This window comes from Ruegeria sp. B11, assembly GCF_056539785.1.
This window is the reverse complement of the sequence record NZ_JBQFVO010000001.1, coordinates 294,671-313,251: the sequence shown is the minus strand read 5'-3', so window position 1 is coordinate 313,251 and position 18,581 is coordinate 294,671. Positions and strand designations below refer to the sequence as shown.

Genomic DNA, 18,581 nt, shown 5'->3' with positions numbered 1-18,581 from the left:
AAAGATCAAGGGGGCAGCGATGAGCCAGCGCGCATATGTGATAGATGAGATGATCTCGGCCAAGGCAATTGCTGCCCGGATCGAAGAGCTTTGCCGCGAAATAACGGCTGAATTCGGCGGCACCGACAAGCTGGTCGTTGTCGGCCTGCTGCGCGGCAGCTTCGTCTTTATCGCTGATCTGGTGCGTGAGCTGGACCTGCCCATCGAGGTCGATTTTCTGGAGGCATCGTCCTACGGAGACTCGATGGAAAGCAGTCGAGAAGTTCGTATTCTTAAGGACTTACGCGGCGCTATTGAAGGGCGCGATGTTTTGGTGGTCGAGGATATCGTGGATACTGGCCATACCCTGAACCACGTCTCCAAGCTGCTCCGCACCCGCAAGCCGCACCGGTTGAAATCCATCGCCCTTCTGGACAAACCCAGCCGGCGCGAGGTTGATTTCCGCTCGGACTGGATCGGGTTTGAAATCCCTGATGAATTTGTCGTGGGTTATGGCATCGACTATGCGCAGCGCAATCGCAACCTGCCGTTTATCGGCAAGGTTCGATTTGTCGAAGATCAGGACTGATGAGTCTGCGCCACTTTGTTCGCATGTCAAAATGGGGGCGAAACCCGCCCTCGGAACGGCGCGTGAAACTGGTGTTTGGCGCGATCCTTATCTGCCTGATTATTGCCGGAATTGAATATATGGGTTGGTGGCCCGAATGGGCAGAAAGCCAGCCCAGAAAACTCAGGCCTTGAGCGTTTGTTCGATAGCAGCCAGAAAAATATCTGTCCCGATCGGGATCAAAGCATCCGGGAAATCATAGTCGGGGTTGTGTAGCTGCGGATGATCCCGCCCCGCGCCTAGCCAGAACATGGCGTTTTTTGCGCCTTTTCCGAACTGCCCAAAATCTTCCGAAAACCTTTGTGGGGTTGCAACCAGCTTGCAAGGAATGTCGCGGCTTTGGCAGGCCTCTGACAGGATCTGCACGGCTTCACCCGAATTTGTGCAAGCCTCAAACACATCGTCATAGGTGATTTCAACACTTAATCCCTGTGCCTGAGCACGTGTAGCCACCAGCTGTTCTGCGTCGCGGATCAGGCTTGCCATCCGGCTGTCCGAGACCGTGCGCAGGGTCACCCACAGTTCGGCCTGACCGGGTGCGATACCAAAAGTGGCCTCACCCAGCCTAGCATGGGTTACCGTTGTCAGCGCATATTCTGCATCTAGCGCCCCACCCTGCCCCAGAATGGCCAAAGCAGGCATAAGCTCTGCCAACGCACCGGCTGGCGACACTCCATCCTGAGGGGCCGCCGCGTGAGAGGTTTTGCCCGTCAAAACAATTCGCATCCCACGCGAGGCGCAATTCGCCGGACCCGAGCAAAGCTCAACCCCGCCCAATTCCAAACCCGGCAAATTGTGCAAAGAAAACACATAGTCCGGAGCGATATCCGCAAACTTGGGATCAGCACGATAGGCAATCGCACCTTGACCGGTTTCTTCGGCGGGTTGAAAAATCAGAACCACCCGCCCCTTGGTCGGACGCTTGTCCCCCAATACAAAGGCAACACCAAGCACCATCGCCATATGGCCATCATGCCCGCAAAGATGCCCCTTTCCGGGATGTTGCGACGCGTATCGTGCACTTGAGATTTCCTGAATCGGCAAACCGTCCAATTCACATCGGATTCCGATGGTTGGTCCGGGCTGTCCGCTATCATAAACCGCCGCGACACCGTGGCCACCAATACCTGTCAGAACCACATCGGGATCACACGCCTGAAGCAAGTTCGAGATACTCGTCGCGGTTCCACGTTCCTCGCCCGATATCTCAGGCACTTGATGCAGTTCATGGCGCTTTTCGGTAAGCCAGGATTGAAGTTCGGGTTTCACCTCTGGTTCAACTTCTTTTGTCGAGCTTCGCGCAAACGGGCGAAATCATCGCCCGCGTGGTAAGACGACCGGGTCAAAGGAGTTGCCGAGACCATAAGGAAACCTTTGCCGAATGCAGCTTTTTCATAGGCCGCAAACTCTTCGGGTGTAACAAAGCGGTCAATGCCATGATGCTTGGGTGTTGGCTGCAGATACTGGCCGATAGTCAGAAAATCGATATCCGCCGCGCGCATGTCATCCATGACCTGACGAACTTGCTGCTCGTCCTCGCCCAGTCCGACCATTATGCCGGATTTGGTGAAAATGGACGGGTCCATCTCTTTGACCCGCTGCAGCAAGCGCAATGAGTGGAAATATCGCGCACCGGGACGCACCTGAGGATAAAGGCCCGGCACCGTTTCAAGATTGTGATTGAACACATCTGGCTTGGCCTCGACAACAATCTCAAGCACCGAGGGATCGCATTTCAGGAAATCCGGCGTCAGAATCTCGATCGTAGTCTTGGGCGAGCGGTGTCGCACCGCACGGATGGTCTGTGCAAAGTGATCAGCGCCTCCATCGAGCAGGTCATCCCGGTCCACGGATGTGATGACCACATGGTTCAAGCCCAGCTTCTGCACCGCATGCGCCACGCGACCCGGTTCAAATGCATCCAGAGTATCCGGCTTACCGGTCGCAATGTTGCAGAAGGTACAACCGCGCGTGCAGATTTCGCCCATGATCATCATGGTCGCGTGACCCTGGCTCCAGCATTCACCCACATTCGGGCATCCGGCTTCTTCGCAGACGGTGACCAGATTGTTGTCACGCATGATCTTGTGCGTCTCGGCATAGCCCTTGCCACCCGGCGCTTTGACACGAATCCAGTTCGGTTTGCGCGGAGCCGCATTGTCAGGTCGATGTGCCTTTTCGGGGTGTCTTTGCTCGGGTATTTTCAGATCACGCACAGCTGGCTTTCCTGACTTTGGGTCAATTTTCTTTGTTCATAACATAGACCGACTCATTTGGTTACACCAGCGGCGCATAGCCGCTATGCAGCACGTCTACGCGCGTGCAGCGAAAGTGACCATGCACATCATTTTACGCATTACTTATAATGCTTTATCGCCATCAAAGACATTATGCTTTTGCAGCATATATATCATTGAAGCCGAGTTAGAATCATTTTAACTCTCGCGGCAAACATATGTGAATCACAGGAGTTTGATGATGAAAACCGGTGCAAAACTGCCTGACGTAACCTTCCACACCCGTGTCCGTGATGACGCCGTCGAAGGCCCCAACCCGTTCCGTTGGGAAGACAAGACAACTGCGGATTATTTTGCAGGCAAGCGCGTTATCCTGTTCTCGCTGCCCGGCGCATTCACCCCGACATGCTCGACCTATCAATTGCCTGGTTTCGAAAAAGGCCACGGCGATTTTGCGGCCAAGGGCATCGATGCAATCTACTGCATGTCCGTCAACGACAGCTTTGTCATGAACAAATGGGCCGACGATCAGGGTCTGGAAAACGTCAAGGTCATTCCTGATGGGTCCGGTGAGTTCACGCGTAAAATGGGTATGCTGGTCGACAAGGACAATCTGGGCTTTGGCATGCGCTCGTGGCGTTACGCAGCCATCGTCAACGATGGCGTTGTGGAGGCATGGTTCGAAGAGCCCGGCCTGATGGATAACTGCCCCGAAGACCCTTACGGCGTGTCGTCCCCAGAAAACCTAATGAAGCATCTGGACGAAGCCCGCGAACCGGCGCTGGTATAATCCTGTCATGCACTACTCTGAAAGGCCCGCCATTTCGGCGGGCCTTTTTCGTTAGGTTCGAGTTTTAGCTACCACGTCTTCACCGACCTGCCGGATTACTTGCGCCAATCGATCGAACCACTCCTCCGCTCCGGTCGAGCTGCGACGCACCAGGCCAATGGTCCTCGCCGGTTGCGGCGCACCAAATCGCAACAATCGCAAACCGGGGACTGCATCCGTCTCGGCCTGCGCCGCAAGTTCAGGCATCAACGTCAGGCCAAACCCTTCGGCGACCAAACGCGACAACGTGGCAAGTGAGGACGCACCCATATTAATTTGGCCGCTGGTACGATCCTGACCGCAAACTTCTAGCGCCTGATCTGTCAGGCAGTGCCCGTCTTCCAACAGCATCAATTGCGCTGTCTTCAAGTCCACAGGCCGCAACTCTTCCGGGCTGATGGTCAATCGATTCAAGCGAGTCTGACTTCCTGCCAGCAAGAACCGATCTTCGAAAAGCGGCTCTTCGTGGAAAGTTCCACTTCCCAAAGGCAGCGCCAGTACGGCGGCATCTATTTCGCCCAAGCCCAACATGGATAGCAATCGCTCGGTCCGGGCCTCACGAATCTGAACCCGTAACGAGACATCCGCAGCCCGCAACCCGGCTAACACCCCCGGCAGCAAATAAGGTGCAACCGTAGGAATAATCCCGATCGACAGGGACCTATGGCCACCCGAATGGTCGCGTGCAAACCGGTCCAACCGTTCGGCCGCGTTCAGGACATGTTGGGCATAGTCCAAAACGTCTCGACCAAGTGGTGTCAACAGGATGTCGCGGGCCTGCCGTTCGAACAACGGCCCACCGATCGAGTCTTCCAGTGACTTGATTTGAACCGAAAGCGCAGGCTGCGAAACATGGCAGACCTGCGCGGCACGGCCAAAGTTACGCTGTTCGGCGACGGCCTGGAAATATTGCAGCTGGCGGAAGGTGAAATTCATAACCCCTGACTATCATTTGGGGTCATTTCCGCAAGGCCGGTATATGGCTGCATGAAACGTTCAGCCGATCATCCGATCCCGCTCGGTCTGGTCCTCGTAGTGGCGCTTCAGCCTTTGCAACGCGATCCGCAGCACGATCTTGCCTGATCGCGCAGACCAGCCCATCCGCTTTTCAGCCAGCTCAAGCCCTTCTAGATAACAACAACAGCGCAGCGCGACGTCGCTCAAACCCGGCCCAAGGTCAGACAGCGCGCGGGCCACACGATCCCTGGCACCAGAAGGTCCTCGCCCCACATGGCTGTCCGAGGCAAAGTCACCGCGTCCACCGCCTGTCAGAAAGCGATCCCAATTCTGTGTGACCTGAGGTCCGATCTGCGCCAGTTCGAAATCCTCACGCAAGCGCTCGCCCGCGCTCACCAGAGTTTCATCCAGAAACGGCTTGCCATCCCGGTCGCGGCGGCGCGCCAAAGCGATCAGCGGGCTTTCCACAGTGCTGTAACGGACGCGAGGCTGTGATGGCGCCCTTGCACCCGCAGTTGCGGGTTTGAATGCGGCCTGCGCTTCCGCCATGCCAAATTCATTCTGCGTACGCGCCCGGTTTTCGGCCTCGGCAATCAAATGACTTAGTGCAGCCCTGCCCGAGGTTGAAATCCGGTAGCGTGAGATCCGACCCGGACTATCGCATGAAATCCAATCATTCAGCGCCAGAGCCTGCGCGATCCGGCAATCTACAACTGCTGTTTTGGTAGTTCCTCCTTTGCCGTTGTCCCGAACCACAACAGCCTTGTCCATATCCTCGGCCACGGCAAGCACGGCACCGGATTCACACATGCGCCTCAGTACACGCAGCGACTCGCGCTCGAATTCGTCGTCTTGGGCTTCGGGCCGTCCTGCCTCAGACGTCACGATTGCAAATGAAGAACCTGTGCGCTCCATTGGCGCAAAGTGTGACTGGGCCAGAGAATGCAGAGCTGCATCCACCAAAGGATCGTCCCTGCGCATCTCAACCCTGCGGATCTGACGCAGAATGGTCGAGGCATGGCACCCTGCGGACCGCGCAATATCCCGAATAGATCGCCCTGACTCCGTATGGTCCAGATATCGTTGCGCCCCTTCGGGAACCCATGCCGGAACAGTGAATGCCACGTTGTTTTCCATATTTCTTCGCCCTCGTCGACAAAACAAACTGACAGTTTTAGCCGTCGGATTCTTAGTTAACCAAATCTAACTAGAGTTGCTTTCGTTACTCGTTCGTTAATCACAGACGGCACAGAGCAGAATTGATTCAAAAAGATAAACAGTGGTGAAACCATAGTTCGGGGTGATCCCGCACAAGGCAACACCCGCTTAGGTTGTGTCACATTTCAGACAGCGAAATTGAAAAAGAAGGAAAGCTGCCGTGCAGGACCTGATGACCATGATCACCACACTCCGCCGCCCGCGATTACTGGCCCGTGCCGCCAAGATCGGGGTGCAGGACTATAATCGCGACCGCCACCTGCAACGGCTTCTTGGATATGGATCAACACCGGGCACTGGTGCAGCGTTGATCCGTTTGCTGGAATTGGAGCGTGAGATTAACGCGCAACGCATCGAAGTAGACGCGGCCTATTCACTGGTGCGCCATCTTGATCTGCTGATTGCATTAAATGGCGAAGCGCAACTGTATCAGGCCAGTCGCGCCACGCAGTATCAGTAATCAGGTGAACGCGTCCGGCATCGATGCTTTCTTTTCGGCAACATATGCGTCGAGCGCAGCCTTTACATCAGGGTCAAGCTGCGGCTGCTGGTAGTTCGCCAACAGATGCTCAACCCGTGCCGAAGCCAGCGTCCGTGTATCGCGGGCGCCTTCTTCTTCCCAGGTCTCAAACGGCTTATAATCCAAGAGATCGGTTTTCCAGAACGCTTCCTTGAAGTTGGCTTGCGTATGGGCACAACCCAAATAGTGACCTCCGGGACCGACTTCGCGGATGGCGTCCATCGCCTGTGCATTCTCATCATAGGCCACACCTTTGGCCAATCCGTGCAAAACGCCGAGCTGATCGGCATCCATGACGAATTTCTCGAAATCCGCCACCAAGCCGCCTTCGAGCCAACCGCAGGAATGCAGCATGAAATTCACACCCGACATCAGGCCCATGTTCAACGAGTTCGCGGTCTCATACGCAGCTTGCGCATCCGGCAATTTTGAACCACAGAACGAACCCGCAGAGCGATATGGCAGACCCAGTCGGCGCGCCAACTGACCCGCGCCATAAGTGACGTGCGAAGCCTCTGGGGTGCCAAAGGTCGGCGCTCCTGAATTCATGTCGATCGACGATACGAACGCCCCAAAGATCGCAGGAGCACCCGGACGGATGATCTGGCTATATGCTACACCTGCCATGACCTCGGCCAGAACCTGCGTCAGCGTGCCCGCGACCGAAACCGGTGCCATAGCACCACCCACGATGAACGGCGAAATAATGCAGGCCTGATTGTTTGCGGCATAAACTTCCAGAGAACCCATCATCACGTCGTCAAAGGTCATCGGCGAGTTGATGTTGGTCAACGATGTCATCACGGTGTTGTTCTGCACGAACTCTTTGCCGAACAGGATCTCGCACATCTCGATCGAATCCTGCGCCCGGCTGGGATCAGTGACCGAACCCATGAACGGTTTGTCGGACAGAGTCATATGCGCCATCAGCATGTCCAAATGGCGCTTGTTTACCGGAATATCTGTCGGTTCGCAGACCGTACCGCCCGAATGGTGCAGCCACTTGGACATGTAGGCCAGCTTCACGAACTTGTTGAAATCGTCCATTGTCGCGTAACGACGTCCGCCTTGCGCATCGCGTACGAACGGAGGACCATAGACCGGAGCCAGAACCATATTGCGGCCGCCGATGACTACCGATTTCTCAGGATTGCGGGCGTGCTGGGTAAATTCGCTAGGGGCGGTCTTGATCAGCTCACGTGCCAGGCCGCGCGGCAGGCGGACCCGCTCACCATCGACATCTGCACCCGCGTCTTTCCAGCGCTCAAGCGCTGCCGGATTGTCTACGAAATTGACGCCAATCTCAGCCAATACGGTTTCCGCATTGGTTTCGATAATCTCCAGCGCCTCTTCGTTGAGGACCTCGAAATTGGGGATATTGCGTTCGATATATTTCGCGGTTTCGATCTTGACCGCCGTACGCTCGGCACGACGGGCGGCACCACCGCCACCCCGTGCCCTGCGCCGGGTGTTTGCCTCTGCCATTGAGTAAATCCCGTGATTGGTTGGTTTGGTAGATGTGTTACATGAACGGCAAACTTCGCCACAGGTAGTTTACGGCGCTCTAGAGGTAAAAGCGACATGAACCGCGGGCCGCTGCGACATATGTCTGTCGGTTACTACTTTGCCTTTTTCTGCATAACGACAGTGTTTCCTGACACCTCGACCTCAACCCACCCCAGATGAGTGTACATTTCGCGGGTTGCACGCATCAGCCGATGTGTCCGCAAGCGCAGGACTGAAAGCCCGGCCTCAACGGCCTTAGCTTCAGCAACTGCAAGCAGTTGTCGCGCAATACCCTTGCCCTGAGCCTCTGGCGAAACGGCGAGATTGAATATCATCACGGCCTCGGCCTGTTGATCGAATATGATGACACCGAGAAGTGCACCGTCCACTTCAGCAATGACGACCTGATGCTCTGCGATCTCTTCCTCGATACCAGACGCAACATCCGGCAGATCGGCAATGTCTCTCATCGCATCGGCATAAGCGCTTGCGATACAAACTTGTATCGACTTGGCGTCGCTTCGTTCGGCAGTTCTGAGTTTTATGGTGGTCATGTATCAGCCTCCTCGCTGAATTGACGTCATTACGCTTGCACAAGCAAGGCTTGCGACCTAATAGCCAATCATGACCCAAGACAGCCATGACCGCCTTTTGATCATCGACTTCGGCAGCCAGGTGACGCAGCTTATTGCCCGCCGCTTGCGCGAACTGAACGTCTATTGCGAAATCCACCCCTACCAGAACGTCACGATGGATTTCGTGCGAGAGATGGCGCCTAAGGCCGTCATTTTTTCGGGCGGCCCTGACAGTGTTACGCGCGAGGGTTCACCCCGCGCCCCGCAAGAGATTTTTGACTACGGCGTGCCGATCCTGGGCATCTGCTATGGTCAGCAGGTGATGATGCATCAACTGGGCGGCAAGGTTGAAAGCGGGCACGGCACTGCAGAGTTTGGCCGCGCATTTGTTACTCCGAATAATCGGCTTGATATCCTCGATGGCTGGTTCGCCGAAGGTGATGAACAGGTCTGGATGAGCCACGGCGATCATGTCAGCGAAATCGCTCCGGGTTTTGAGGTGTTCGGTACTTCACCCAACGCGCCGTATGCCATCACGGCCGACGCCTCGCGTCATTTCTATGCGGTGCAATTTCACCCCGAGGTTCATCACACACCCAAGGGTGCAAAGCTCTATGAGAATTTTGTCAAACTGGCAGGGTTCAAGGGCGATTGGACCATGGGGGCTTATCGGGACGAGATGATCCGCAAGATCCGCGAACAGGTCGGGGACAAAAAAGTCATTTGTGGCTTGTCTGGCGGTGTCGACAGCTCGGTTGCGGCGATCCTGATACATGAGGCGATTGGCGATCAGCTGACCTGCGTGTTTGTCGACCATGGGCTGCTACGCAAGAACGAAGCTGCCGAAGTCGTCGGCATGTTCCGCGACAATTACAACATCCAGTTGATCCACGCGGACGAAAGCGAACTGTTCCTGGGTGAGCTTGATGGTCAATCCGATCCCGAAACCAAGCGCAAGATTATCGGCAAGCTGTTCATCGACGTGTTCCAGAAACACGCCGACACAATCGACGGCGCCGAGTTCTTGGCACAGGGCACCCTGTATCCAGATGTGATTGAATCCGTGTCGTTTTCGGGCGGTCCATCTGTGACCATCAAATCGCATCACAATGTGGGTGGCCTGCCTGAAAAGATGGGTTTGAAGCTGGTCGAGCCTCTGCGTGAACTCTTCAAGGACGAGGTCCGCGCGTTGGGCCGCGAGTTGGGCTTGCCCGACAGCTTCATCGGTCGCCACCCCTTCCCCGGCCCCGGCCTTGCCATTCGCTGCCCGGGTGAGATAACTCGCGAAAAGCTTGAGATCCTACGCGAAGCCGATGCCATCTATATCGACCAGATTCGCAAACATGGTCTGTATGATGAGATTTGGCAGGCCTTTGTCGCCATTCTTCCGGTGCGCACGGTCGGTGTAATGGGGGATGGACGAACATACGATTATGCCTGCGCCCTCCGCGCGGTCACATCCGTCGATGGCATGACAGCGGACTACTATCCGTTCAGCCATGAATTCCTCGGTGAAACCGCCACGCGTATCATCAACGAAGTCAAGGGCATCAACCGGTGCACTTACGACATCACCTCGAAACCTCCCGGAACGATTGAATGGGAATGATTATTCCCCCTCGACAGTGCTGAAATGCACCGCGTTTGACGGGAGAAGGACAATTCGATGAGCAACTACTCGGTACATGAAACGGCAATCGTCGATGAAGGCGCGCAGATCGGAGATGGCTGCCGAATCTGGCATTGGGTGCACATCTGCGGCGGCGCCAAACTGGGCCGAAATGTTTCACTCGGGCAGAATGTCTTCGTTGGGAACAAGGTCATAGTTGGCGACGATTGCAAAATTCAGAACAACGTTTCGATCTATGACAACATCACGCTGGAAGATGGCGTATTCTGTGGGCCGAGCATGGTGTTCACGAATGTGTACAACCCGCGTTCATTGATCGAACGAAAGGCCGAATACCGCAATACTCTGGTAAAGAAAGGGGCCACGCTGGGCGCGAATTGCACGATCGTTTGCGGTGCCACAATCGGGGAATACGCGTTTATCGGCGCAGGTGCCGTTGTTAATGCTGACGTGAAGCCATACGCACTGATGGTGGGCGTCGCTGCAAAACAGATTGGCTGGATGAGCGAGTATGGCGAGCAGTTGGATTTACCTCTCACTGGTCGTGGTGAGGTTACCTGCCCTCATACCGGTGCTCGATACGTGTTGAACGGCGATTCGGTCAGCAAAGTTCTGCCAACCACCTGAGTATCAGTGCCAGCACGCCGAACGGCTAAGAACCCCTTTTATTTGCGGGTTCGCGTCGGAATACTGGCATCATCTAAGCCGCTCACCCAATGCGATCATAGACGGCCAGACTTACATTTAGCCTTGCTTCATCGGGTAAAACGCAATCTATTCAGCCCGTTGCACCACGGCACATGTAAGAGATCTCATGAACAGCAATAAAATGCAGATCGGTAAGGCGGCGCTGTGGATGACAGGGGCGATCGCCTCATTCACATCGATGGCCATTGCCGGCCGCGAGCTGAGCGTGACACACGACACCTTTGAGATCATGTTCTATCGCAGCCTAGTTGGTATCTGCGTGGTGGCAATCGTCCTCTCGGCTTCACGCAAATGGCATCAGGTAACCACCAAACGTCTTGGTTTGCATGGTATTCGGAACGTGTTGCATTTCACCGGGCAGAACCTGTGGTTCTATGCAGTAACGGTGATCCCGTTGGCCCAGGTCTTTGCACTCGAATTCACTCAACCCATCTGGGTGATCCTGCTATCCCCACTGCTGCTGCACGAGAGGTTGACCGCTTTGCGTCTGACCGCAGCCCTGATCGGATTTGCCGGGATTCTCATTGTGGCCCGTCCAGGGGCCGCCACACTTAGTCCCGGCGTTATTGCTGCGGCCGCATCTGCGATTTTCTTCGCGTTAACAGCAATATCGACCAAGTCCTTAACGCGCACAGCCAGCATCGGATGCATTATGTTCTGGCTTACTTTGATGCAGGCCGGTTTGGGTCTGGTTGCATCAGGTCTGGATGGGCAAATCACACTTCCAACCTTAACGACTGCGCCGCTTCTTTTGCTAGTCGGCTTGGCAGGCCTATTGGCCCACTACTGTATTACCAATGCCCTGGCCATCGCGCCTGCGACCGTGGTCGTGCCGTTTGATTTTGCACGCCTTCCGACCATCGCGATCCTCGGGATGGTCCTTTATCACGAGCCGCTGGATCACTGGACGCTTCTGGGGGCCGTGGTGATCTTTGCCGGGATTTTCCTGAACGTTTGGTCCGAGAACCGTAGCAATTCAGCAACACCCGCATAGAGCTATTTTGCTGAATAACGCTCCGTCACCGGTTGACCCAATTTTAAAGTTTAAGACAGTAAAAAGCGGTAACGAGGCCGAATACGCCCAATGAGGATGCGTATAACAGGCAATTTGGACAGTGTAGGGAGGAATATATGAAACGAGTGTTGTTGCACACATGCGCGTTGTGCATTGGGGCAACCGCGGCGCAGGCCGGCGGCCTAGACCGAAGTGGGCAAGGTGTTAACATCCTGTTCGAAGAGGGATCTGTCGTGCAGTTTCGGCTTGGGTATACAAAGCCGGACGTAAGCGGGTCGATGGAGGATCAAATCCCGACCAGCCCGACGTTTGGGGAAACGATTGACTCGGGCAATGTCTCGAACAGCTTTTTCACACCGCATCTGGCATACAAGACTTCTTTGACCGAAAAGCTCGACTTCGCGCTGGTTTATGACGAGCCGTTTGGCGCGGATATCGACTATTCTTCGGATTATCCCTTGTCGCAGAATGTCTTGGCTCTGGCAGGTCTTCCCGGAGCAACAACTGACGTGCTTCGCGCAAAAGCCGATACCGATGCGATCACGGCTTTGCTTCGCTACAAATTGGATGGTGGCTTCAGTGTTATCGGTGGTCTACGCGCCCAGCGTCTGAAAGCAAGTGTTTCAGTTCCGATCGCTGGTGCAAGCACAACACCATTCGCGTCCGGCGGATACCGCGTTGAAACCGATGCCGAGATCGATTTCGGTTACGTTGTCGGTGTTGCTTGGGAACGGCCAGATATCGCCGCACGGGTCGCTCTGACCTATAACTCGAAAATCACACATGATCTATCGCAGACCGAAGCGAACGATGCCATCACGGGAATTGTTCCACCCGGCATACCCGTCGTGGGTCGCGTCAGCGCTGATTCATCGACCGAGGTTGTGACGCCTCAATCGGTCAATCTCGATTTCCAGACAGGTGTCGCGCCAAAAACCCTGTTGTTTGGTTCGATCCGTTGGGTTGACTGGCCGCAAACCGTGTACGCGCCGCCGGTCTATACTGGTCTGACAGGTATTAACCTGGTCGACTACGAAGAAGCGACATGGACCTACTCACTGGGTCTCGGCTATCAGTTCAGCGAAGAATTCTCTGGCGCGGTAACGCTGGGTTACGAGAGCTCTCAGGGGAACTCGGTCTCGAACCTAGGCCCGACGGATGGGTTCTGGAGTATCGGTCTGGGCGGCACTTACTCTCTTGAAAAGGCCAAGATTTCCGGTGGTGTACGCTATACGGATATTGGGGATGCCACTGCCAACGGTACTGGCCCCGATAACCGTGCCACGTTCACTGGCAACAGCGCATGGAGCGTTGGTATTCAGGTGACTTACGCGCTGAACTAAAGCAGATGCAAATGTGCATATTAAGCCCCGCCATCTCGGTGGGGCTTTTTCGCATGTTCCGGGTCGATATGCTGATTGAGAGATGCCAGAACAAGCCATGACTTCTCAGAAAACACTCACAGCTCGCACTTGGTCCGAATTGATACTGCTTGGTGTCATTTGGGGAATGTCATTCCTAGCGATCCGAATCGCACTTGATACGATTCCCGTCATAACATCAGTTTTCCACAGGGTTTTTTGGGCAGCGCTGGCGTTGTGGATCGTCATCATCTTTCAACGCCAACCGGTCCCGAGCGATCCGAAGGTCTGGGGTATTTTTCTGATCATGGGGCTGTTGAACAATGTCCTGCCATTCTCGCTTATGGCCTGGGGACAGCTCTATGTCGAAACTGGGCTGACATCGATTCTGAACGCTGCCACCGCGATCTTCGGCGTCCTTCTGGCGGCCTTGTTTTTTCGCGACGAGAGGTTGACCAAAACCCGCCTCCTTGGCGTAGGGCTTGGGTTTCTGGGCGTTTCAATCACAATTGGCCTCAGACAGTTTAGCAACCTAAACCCAAGCAACCTGGGTCAGGTTGCGATCCTGGCTGGGACGCTTTCTTATGCGTTTGCAGCCATCTGGGCTCGCATCCACATGAGCGCCCTTCCCCCTCAGATCGCCGCGGCAGGTATGTTGACCGGATCTGCGATCCTGATGACGCCTGTTATGTTGTTGGTCGATGGAGTTCCGACCTTCACCCTGCCCCTGCAAACCTGGCTGGCAATCGCCTATTACGCCCTGCTGGCAACAGCCGGAGCCTATTTGCTGTACTATCGGGTGCTGCAACAAGCAGGCAGCGGCAATGTTCTGCTCGTAACGCTCATCATTCCGCCAATCGCAATCCTAATGGGTGCTTTGGTGCGCGATGAAGCTTTGCCACCACGTGCTTTTATTGGTTTTACGGTACTGGCGATCGGCTTGCTCATCCTCAGCCGATCTCGCCGACGCGATTGACGACGCCAGCGGCCCGTTTTAGCTAGGGCAAAACAAGGGACGGCGGATTATGATCTACAACTCGGCAACGGACTGGCGTCAGGCTGCGCGAAAGAAGGTGTTGTTCTTCGGTATGTCCGGGTTGGGAAAATCCTATGTCTCAAACACGCTGCGAGATGCCGGGGACTGGTTCCACTATTCAATCGATTACCGCATCGGCACCCGCTATATGGGCGAACATATCGCGGACAATGCCAAGGCTGAGGCGATGAAAGTACCCTTTCTCCGCGAGCTTTTGCTGTCGGATTCAATATATATCGGGTCGAACATCACGTTTCAGAACCTGACCCCGGTGTCGACTTATCTGGGCAAGCCGGGCAATCCCGATCTGGGCGGCCTTGAAATCTCGGAATATCAGCTGCGGCAAGACCAGTTTCGGCAGGCCGAAATCCATGCCCTGTTGGATACCAAGTATTTCATAGATCGGGCCAACCGTCTTTATAGCTATCCACACTTTATCTGCGATACCGGCGGGTCAATCTGCGAATGGGTAGAGCCTGACAATCCAAATGACCACATTCTGACTGAATTGTCGCGCCAGACCCTGATGATCTGGATCAAAGGCGATGAAGCCCACACTGAAGAACTGATCAAACGCTTCGACAAGGCACCAAAGCCTATGTCCTATAAGGCCGAGTTCCTGCAGCGGGTTTGGGACGAATACCTCGCCCTAAACAAGTGTTCCGGCACCAAGGTTGATCCGGATGCATTCATCCGCTGGACCTATGCGCAAGCGCTGGCGCACCGGCAGCCACGCTATGAAGCGATGGCCCGAAATTGGGGCGTTACAATAGCAGCCGATGACATCGCCAAAGTGCGGGATAGTGGCGATTTCGATGAGTTGATCGAACGCACCCTTGAGACCCGCCCCAACCCCGCCTAAGTTCCAGACTTCCTTCGCAGTTTCAACAGCGTGACCAAATGCCGATCAAAATCCCCTCCGACCTGCCCGCCTTTGAAGTCCTGACAAATGAGGGCGTCATGGTCATGGCTGATGATCAGGCCGCAAGGCAGGATATTCGCCCCCTTCGGATCGGGCTTTTGAACCTGATGCCAAAGAAGATACAGACCGAAAACCAGTTCGCACGCCTGATCGGAGCGACCCCGCTGCAGATTGAGCTCTCGCTGATCCGCATGACGGAACACCAGACCAAGAATACCGCCGCCGAGCATATGGCCGAGTTCTACCATCCTTTTCAGGAGGTGAAGGACCAGAAGTTCGACGGCCTGATCATAACCGGTGCACCAATCGAACATCTGGATTTCGCTGACGTCACCTATTGGGATGAAATCCGCGAAGTGTTTGAGTGGACCCAGACCAATGTGCATTCCACATTTGGCGTATGCTGGGGTGGTATGGCGATGATCAACCATTTCCACGACGTTGAAAAACACATGCTGGATGCGAAGGCCTTTGGCTGCTTCCGGCACCGGAACCTAGCACCCGCGTCTCCATTTTTGCGTGGTTTTTCTGATGATTGTGTGATACCCGTCAGCCGCTGGACCGAGATGCGGCAATACGAGATCGATGCGGTTCCTGATCTGATCACTTTGCTTGGCAGTGATGATGTCGGCCCCTGCCTGATCGAAGATCCCGTGCATCGGGCGCTCTATATCTTCAATCACTTTGAGTATGACAGCGATACGCTCAAACAGGAATATGACCGGGACATCGCAAATAACACGCCGATAAATGTGCCTATCAACTACTATCCCGACGATGATCCAAGCCAGAACCCTCAGAACAGGTGGCGCAGTCACGCGCATCTGCTTTATGGTAACTGGATCAATGAAATTTACCAGACAACCCCGTTTGATATGAGTAAAATTGGCCAGTAAGCTTTTGATATCGCTCAGCGTTGCGCTTGTGGGTCTCGCCCTTGTGACCGCATGGCGCAGCGCGCAGCGTGAAAGCAGCGCCGAGGCTTCGTTTCCGCCAGAAGGCCAGATCGTCGATGTCGATGGCGTTGCTGTGCATGCCGTAGTGATGGGCGTAGGGCCGGATGTGGTGCTTATCCACGGGTCCAGCGGAAACACGCGCGACATGACTTTTGCGCTGGCCCCAATTCTGGCCGAGACCTATCGCGTCATCGTCTTTGACCGCCCGGGTCTTGGATACTCAGATAGCTTTAACTCCGACGGCGAAACCATTGTCGAACAAGCGGAAATCCTACAACGAGCCGCATCGAAACTAGGCGCAGAAAAACCGATCGTCGCCGGGCAAAGCTATGGTGGTTCGGTTTCGCTTGCCTGGGCTGTCACCCGGCCCGACAACATCGCAGCTTTGGTCCTGATCGCTCCGGCGGCGATCCCGTGGGAAACACCTCTGGACGCGTTCAACACTATTGGTGCGACGACAGCGGGCAACGCCCTTGCTTTGCCTTTGGTCAGCGCATTTGTTCCTGACTGGTTTGTTACGAAGGCGTTGGACCAGGTGTTTGCACCGCAAAAAGCCCCAGAAGGATATGCCGAGCATTTCGGGCCGGGGTTGACCATGCGTCGGTCCTCGATGCACGCAAATGCCAAACAGCGTGCAAATCTGCTGGATGAAATCACCGAGCTTCAACCCCGCTATGGCGAGATCTCCGTGCCAACCGAAATTGTCCACGGTACCGCGGATTTGACTGTCGGGCTGGGCTGGCATTCCGAGCGCCTGATCGAACAGATTCCCGGCGCTGAGCTGATCGAATTGGACGGCATAGGACACATGCCGCAGGTTGTGGCCGCCCCAGAGGTTGCCGCCGCAATCGACCGCGCAGCCGAGCGCGCGGGTTTGCGTTAAGTCCATCCGTAATTCATAGTAAGATATGGATTTTATGGCGAGGCGTGCATGACCCAATCAGACCCGGACACTATCGAGAACTATTTTCACAACCACGCCCCAAAACCCATACGCTCGGCTATTGAAGAGGCCAAGAAGGGTGAAATTCTGAACCCGACCTACCCCTACTCCAAAAAGCTTAAAGGCAAGGAATACGATCAGCAGATGGAAGGTCTGCAAATTGAGCTGGTCAAGATGCAGCGATGGGTCAAGGAGAATGACCAGCGCATCGCTATCCTGTTCGAGGGCCGTGACGCCGCTGGCAAAGGCGGAACCATCAAACGGTTCCGCGAGAATTTGAACCCGAGGGGCGCGCGGAACGTGGCGCTCAGCAAACCCTCGGACGCAGAACGCAGCCAATGGTATTTCCAACGCTATATCTCTCATCTCCCATCGGCCGGTGAAATCGTGTTTTTTGATCGCAGTTGGTATAATCGGGGCGTTGTCGAAAATGTCTTTGGCTTCTGCACGACGGAAGAGCGTGAACGGTTTTTCAGGCAGGTCCTCCCCTTGGAAACCGGTTTTAGCAATGATGGCATACATATCTTCAAGTTCTGGCTGAATGTCGGGCGCGCCGAGCAGCTTAACCGCTTTCTTGCCCGCGAAACCGACCCTTTGAAGCAATGGAAACTCAGCCCGATCGACATCGCAGGCCTGCACAAATGGGATGAATACAGTCAGTCGATTACCGAAACCCTTACACGAAGCCATTCCGAAAACTGCCCTTGGACGATCATTCGATCAGATGACAAGAAACGCGCCCGGCTGGCAGCCATTCGCACCGTGCTAAGCCAACTCGACTACGAAGGCAAAAACCTGGAAGTGGTGGGCATGCCGGATGAAAAGATCAGTGGTGGTCCGGAAATCTGGGATGCATAAGCTAATTGCAACACTCTGCTCAGCCTATGCTGGATTAGGCCCTAGCCGCTGCATATATATAATAAAACGCGCCTGAGGCCGGGATGACGAAACGCGGATATCACCACGGAAACCTAAAGCAAGCCTTGATGGAGGCCGCCTTATCCCTGATCGAACAGAAGGGACCGACCGGTTTTACATTGTCAGAGGCCGCAAAGACCGCTGGGGTCACTCCTGCCGCCGTTTATCGCCATTTCGAAGGGCGTGAGGACCTGATCGCCGAGGCTGCGCGGCAGGGGTTTGAGATGTTCGCCGACCTGATGCAATTTGCCTATGACAAAGGGCAACCCTCGGCACTTGCGGCGTTTGAGGCCACGGGCCGCGCCTATCTGGCCTTTGCCCGCAAGCACCCCGGCTATTATATTGCGATGTTCGAAAGCGGGATTTCAATCAATCGTACACCGGAACTGGCGCTGGCCGCGAACCGGGCCAAAAACGTGCTTGAAAAGGCCGCCAGCGATCTGTCGCAGCATATTCCGCCGGAGAAGCGTCCGCCCGCTTCGATGTTCAGCGCCCATATCTGGGCCATGAGCCATGGTGTTGTCGAACTTTTCGCACGCAATACCGGCGCAAGTTCCCCCTTCCCGCCTGAAGACCTTCTGGAGAGCGGAATTGGAATCTATCTGCGCGGTTTGGGTCTGGTCGCACAGGACGAATAAGACCG

The 18,581-nt window shown here is 55.2% G+C and carries 20 protein-coding genes; 14 read left to right on the top strand and 6 right to left on the bottom strand.

All coding sequences use genetic code 11. The features are described 5' to 3' along the window. Positions 1-19 precede the first annotated feature (19 nt). Together hpt and ACR0I1_RS01555 are read left to right on the top strand one after the other, a co-directional pair. Positions 20-568 carry a hypoxanthine phosphoribosyltransferase gene (hpt, locus tag ACR0I1_RS01560; protein ID WP_010439696.1) on the top strand — a complete coding sequence of 183 codons (549 nt, stop codon included), beginning with the start codon at positions 20-22 and terminating at the stop codon, positions 566-568. Positions 569-591: 23 nt separating this feature from the next. Beyond that, a complete protein-coding gene (locus tag ACR0I1_RS01555) occupies positions 592-741 on the top strand; it encodes a hypothetical protein (protein ID WP_480704679.1) in 150 nt (49 codons plus the stop codon). On the opposite strand, the gene ACR0I1_RS01550 is transcribed toward ACR0I1_RS01555, so the two are convergent. Next, on the bottom strand, positions 731-1,876 hold the full coding sequence (locus tag ACR0I1_RS01550; RefSeq protein ID WP_480704677.1) for an amidohydrolase: 1,146 nt from the start codon (positions 1,874-1,876) through the stop codon (positions 731-733). The genes ACR0I1_RS01555 and ACR0I1_RS01550 overlap by 11 nt on opposite strands. Continuing rightward, positions 1,873-2,823, bottom strand: a complete 951-nt coding sequence (gene lipA / locus ACR0I1_RS01545; protein ID WP_170405410.1) for a lipoyl synthase — start codon at positions 2,821-2,823, stop codon at positions 1,873-1,875. Before lipA ends, ACR0I1_RS01550 begins: the two co-directional genes overlap by 4 nt. A gap of 262 nt (positions 2,824-3,085) precedes the next feature. Here lipA and ACR0I1_RS01540 point away from each other — a divergent pair, with 262 nt between their 5' ends. Beyond that, complete coding sequence (locus tag ACR0I1_RS01540; RefSeq protein WP_480704676.1) at positions 3,086-3,634, top strand: redoxin family protein; 549 nt, start codon at positions 3,086-3,088, stop codon at positions 3,632-3,634. Between the two features lie 51 nt (positions 3,635-3,685). On the opposite strand, the gene ACR0I1_RS01535 is transcribed toward ACR0I1_RS01540, so the two are convergent. Together ACR0I1_RS01535 and ACR0I1_RS01530 are read right to left on the bottom strand one after the other, a co-directional pair. Then, complete coding sequence (locus ACR0I1_RS01535; protein ID WP_480704674.1) at positions 3,686-4,609, bottom strand: hydrogen peroxide-inducible genes activator; 924 nt, start codon at positions 4,607-4,609, stop codon at positions 3,686-3,688. 60 nt (positions 4,610-4,669) lie between these two features. Beyond that, positions 4,670-5,767, bottom strand: a complete 1,098-nt coding sequence (locus ACR0I1_RS01530; protein WP_480704672.1) for a DUF6456 domain-containing protein — start codon at positions 5,765-5,767, stop codon at positions 4,670-4,672. A gap of 241 nt (positions 5,768-6,008) precedes the next feature. On the opposite strand from ACR0I1_RS01530, the gene ACR0I1_RS01525 reads away from it, so the two are divergent. Then, a complete protein-coding gene (locus ACR0I1_RS01525; RefSeq protein WP_480704670.1) occupies positions 6,009-6,308 on the top strand; it encodes a DUF6477 family protein in 300 nt (99 codons plus the stop codon). Here ACR0I1_RS01525 and ACR0I1_RS01520 read toward each other — a convergent pair whose 3' ends face one another. Then, positions 6,309-7,853, bottom strand: a complete 1,545-nt coding sequence (locus ACR0I1_RS01520) for a trimethylamine methyltransferase family protein (protein ID WP_170393250.1) — start codon at positions 7,851-7,853, stop codon at positions 6,309-6,311. It lies immediately after the preceding gene. A 134-nt stretch (positions 7,854-7,987) separates the two neighbouring features. Next, positions 7,988-8,428 (bottom strand): GNAT family N-acetyltransferase, encoded by a 441-nt coding sequence (locus ACR0I1_RS01515; protein ID WP_480704668.1) that lies wholly within the window; start codon positions 8,426-8,428, stop codon positions 7,988-7,990. 70 nt (positions 8,429-8,498) lie between these two features. Here ACR0I1_RS01515 and guaA point away from each other — a divergent pair, with 70 nt between their 5' ends. The 10 genes from guaA (at position 8,499) to ACR0I1_RS01465 (ending at position 18,576) form a co-directional block, all read left to right on the top strand. Then, the gene (gene guaA / locus ACR0I1_RS01510; RefSeq protein WP_170421311.1) at positions 8,499-10,058 is read left to right on the top strand and encodes a glutamine-hydrolyzing GMP synthase; all 1,560 of its coding nucleotides are present in this window, start codon (positions 8,499-8,501) and stop codon (positions 10,056-10,058) included. A 57-nt stretch (positions 10,059-10,115) separates the two neighbouring features. Next, a complete protein-coding gene (locus ACR0I1_RS01505; RefSeq protein ID WP_480704666.1) occupies positions 10,116-10,706 on the top strand; it encodes an acyltransferase in 591 nt (196 codons plus the stop codon). Between the two features lie 187 nt (positions 10,707-10,893). Further along, positions 10,894-11,781, top strand: a complete 888-nt coding sequence (locus ACR0I1_RS01500; protein WP_170405390.1) for a DMT family transporter — start codon at positions 10,894-10,896, stop codon at positions 11,779-11,781. 137 nt (positions 11,782-11,918) lie between these two features. Further along, positions 11,919-13,145 carry an OmpP1/FadL family transporter gene (locus ACR0I1_RS01495; RefSeq protein WP_170393255.1) on the top strand — a complete coding sequence of 409 codons (1,227 nt, stop codon included), beginning with the start codon at positions 11,919-11,921 and terminating at the stop codon, positions 13,143-13,145. A gap of 97 nt (positions 13,146-13,242) precedes the next feature. After that, positions 13,243-14,139 (top strand): DMT family transporter, encoded by an 897-nt coding sequence (locus ACR0I1_RS01490; protein WP_170511201.1) that lies wholly within the window; start codon positions 13,243-13,245, stop codon positions 14,137-14,139. 49 nt (positions 14,140-14,188) lie between these two features. Next, a complete protein-coding gene (locus ACR0I1_RS01485) occupies positions 14,189-15,061 on the top strand; it encodes an ATPase (RefSeq protein ID WP_170562988.1) in 873 nt (290 codons plus the stop codon). Between the two features lie 38 nt (positions 15,062-15,099). Continuing rightward, positions 15,100-16,017 carry a homoserine O-acetyltransferase MetA gene (gene metA / locus ACR0I1_RS01480; RefSeq protein ID WP_170393257.1) on the top strand — a complete coding sequence of 306 codons (918 nt, stop codon included), beginning with the start codon at positions 15,100-15,102 and terminating at the stop codon, positions 16,015-16,017. Then, complete coding sequence (locus ACR0I1_RS01475; protein ID WP_480704662.1) at positions 16,007-16,960, top strand: alpha/beta fold hydrolase; 954 nt, start codon at positions 16,007-16,009, stop codon at positions 16,958-16,960. The genes metA and ACR0I1_RS01475 overlap by 11 nt, the downstream gene beginning before the upstream one ends. A gap of 48 nt (positions 16,961-17,008) precedes the next feature. Then, a complete protein-coding gene (gene ppk2, locus ACR0I1_RS01470; protein WP_170393259.1) occupies positions 17,009-17,878 on the top strand; it encodes a polyphosphate kinase 2 in 870 nt (289 codons plus the stop codon). An 83-nt stretch (positions 17,879-17,961) separates the two neighbouring features. Then, on the top strand, positions 17,962-18,576 hold the full coding sequence (locus tag ACR0I1_RS01465; protein ID WP_170393260.1) for a TetR/AcrR family transcriptional regulator: 615 nt from the start codon (positions 17,962-17,964) through the stop codon (positions 18,574-18,576). Positions 18,577-18,581: the final 5 nt, after the last annotated feature.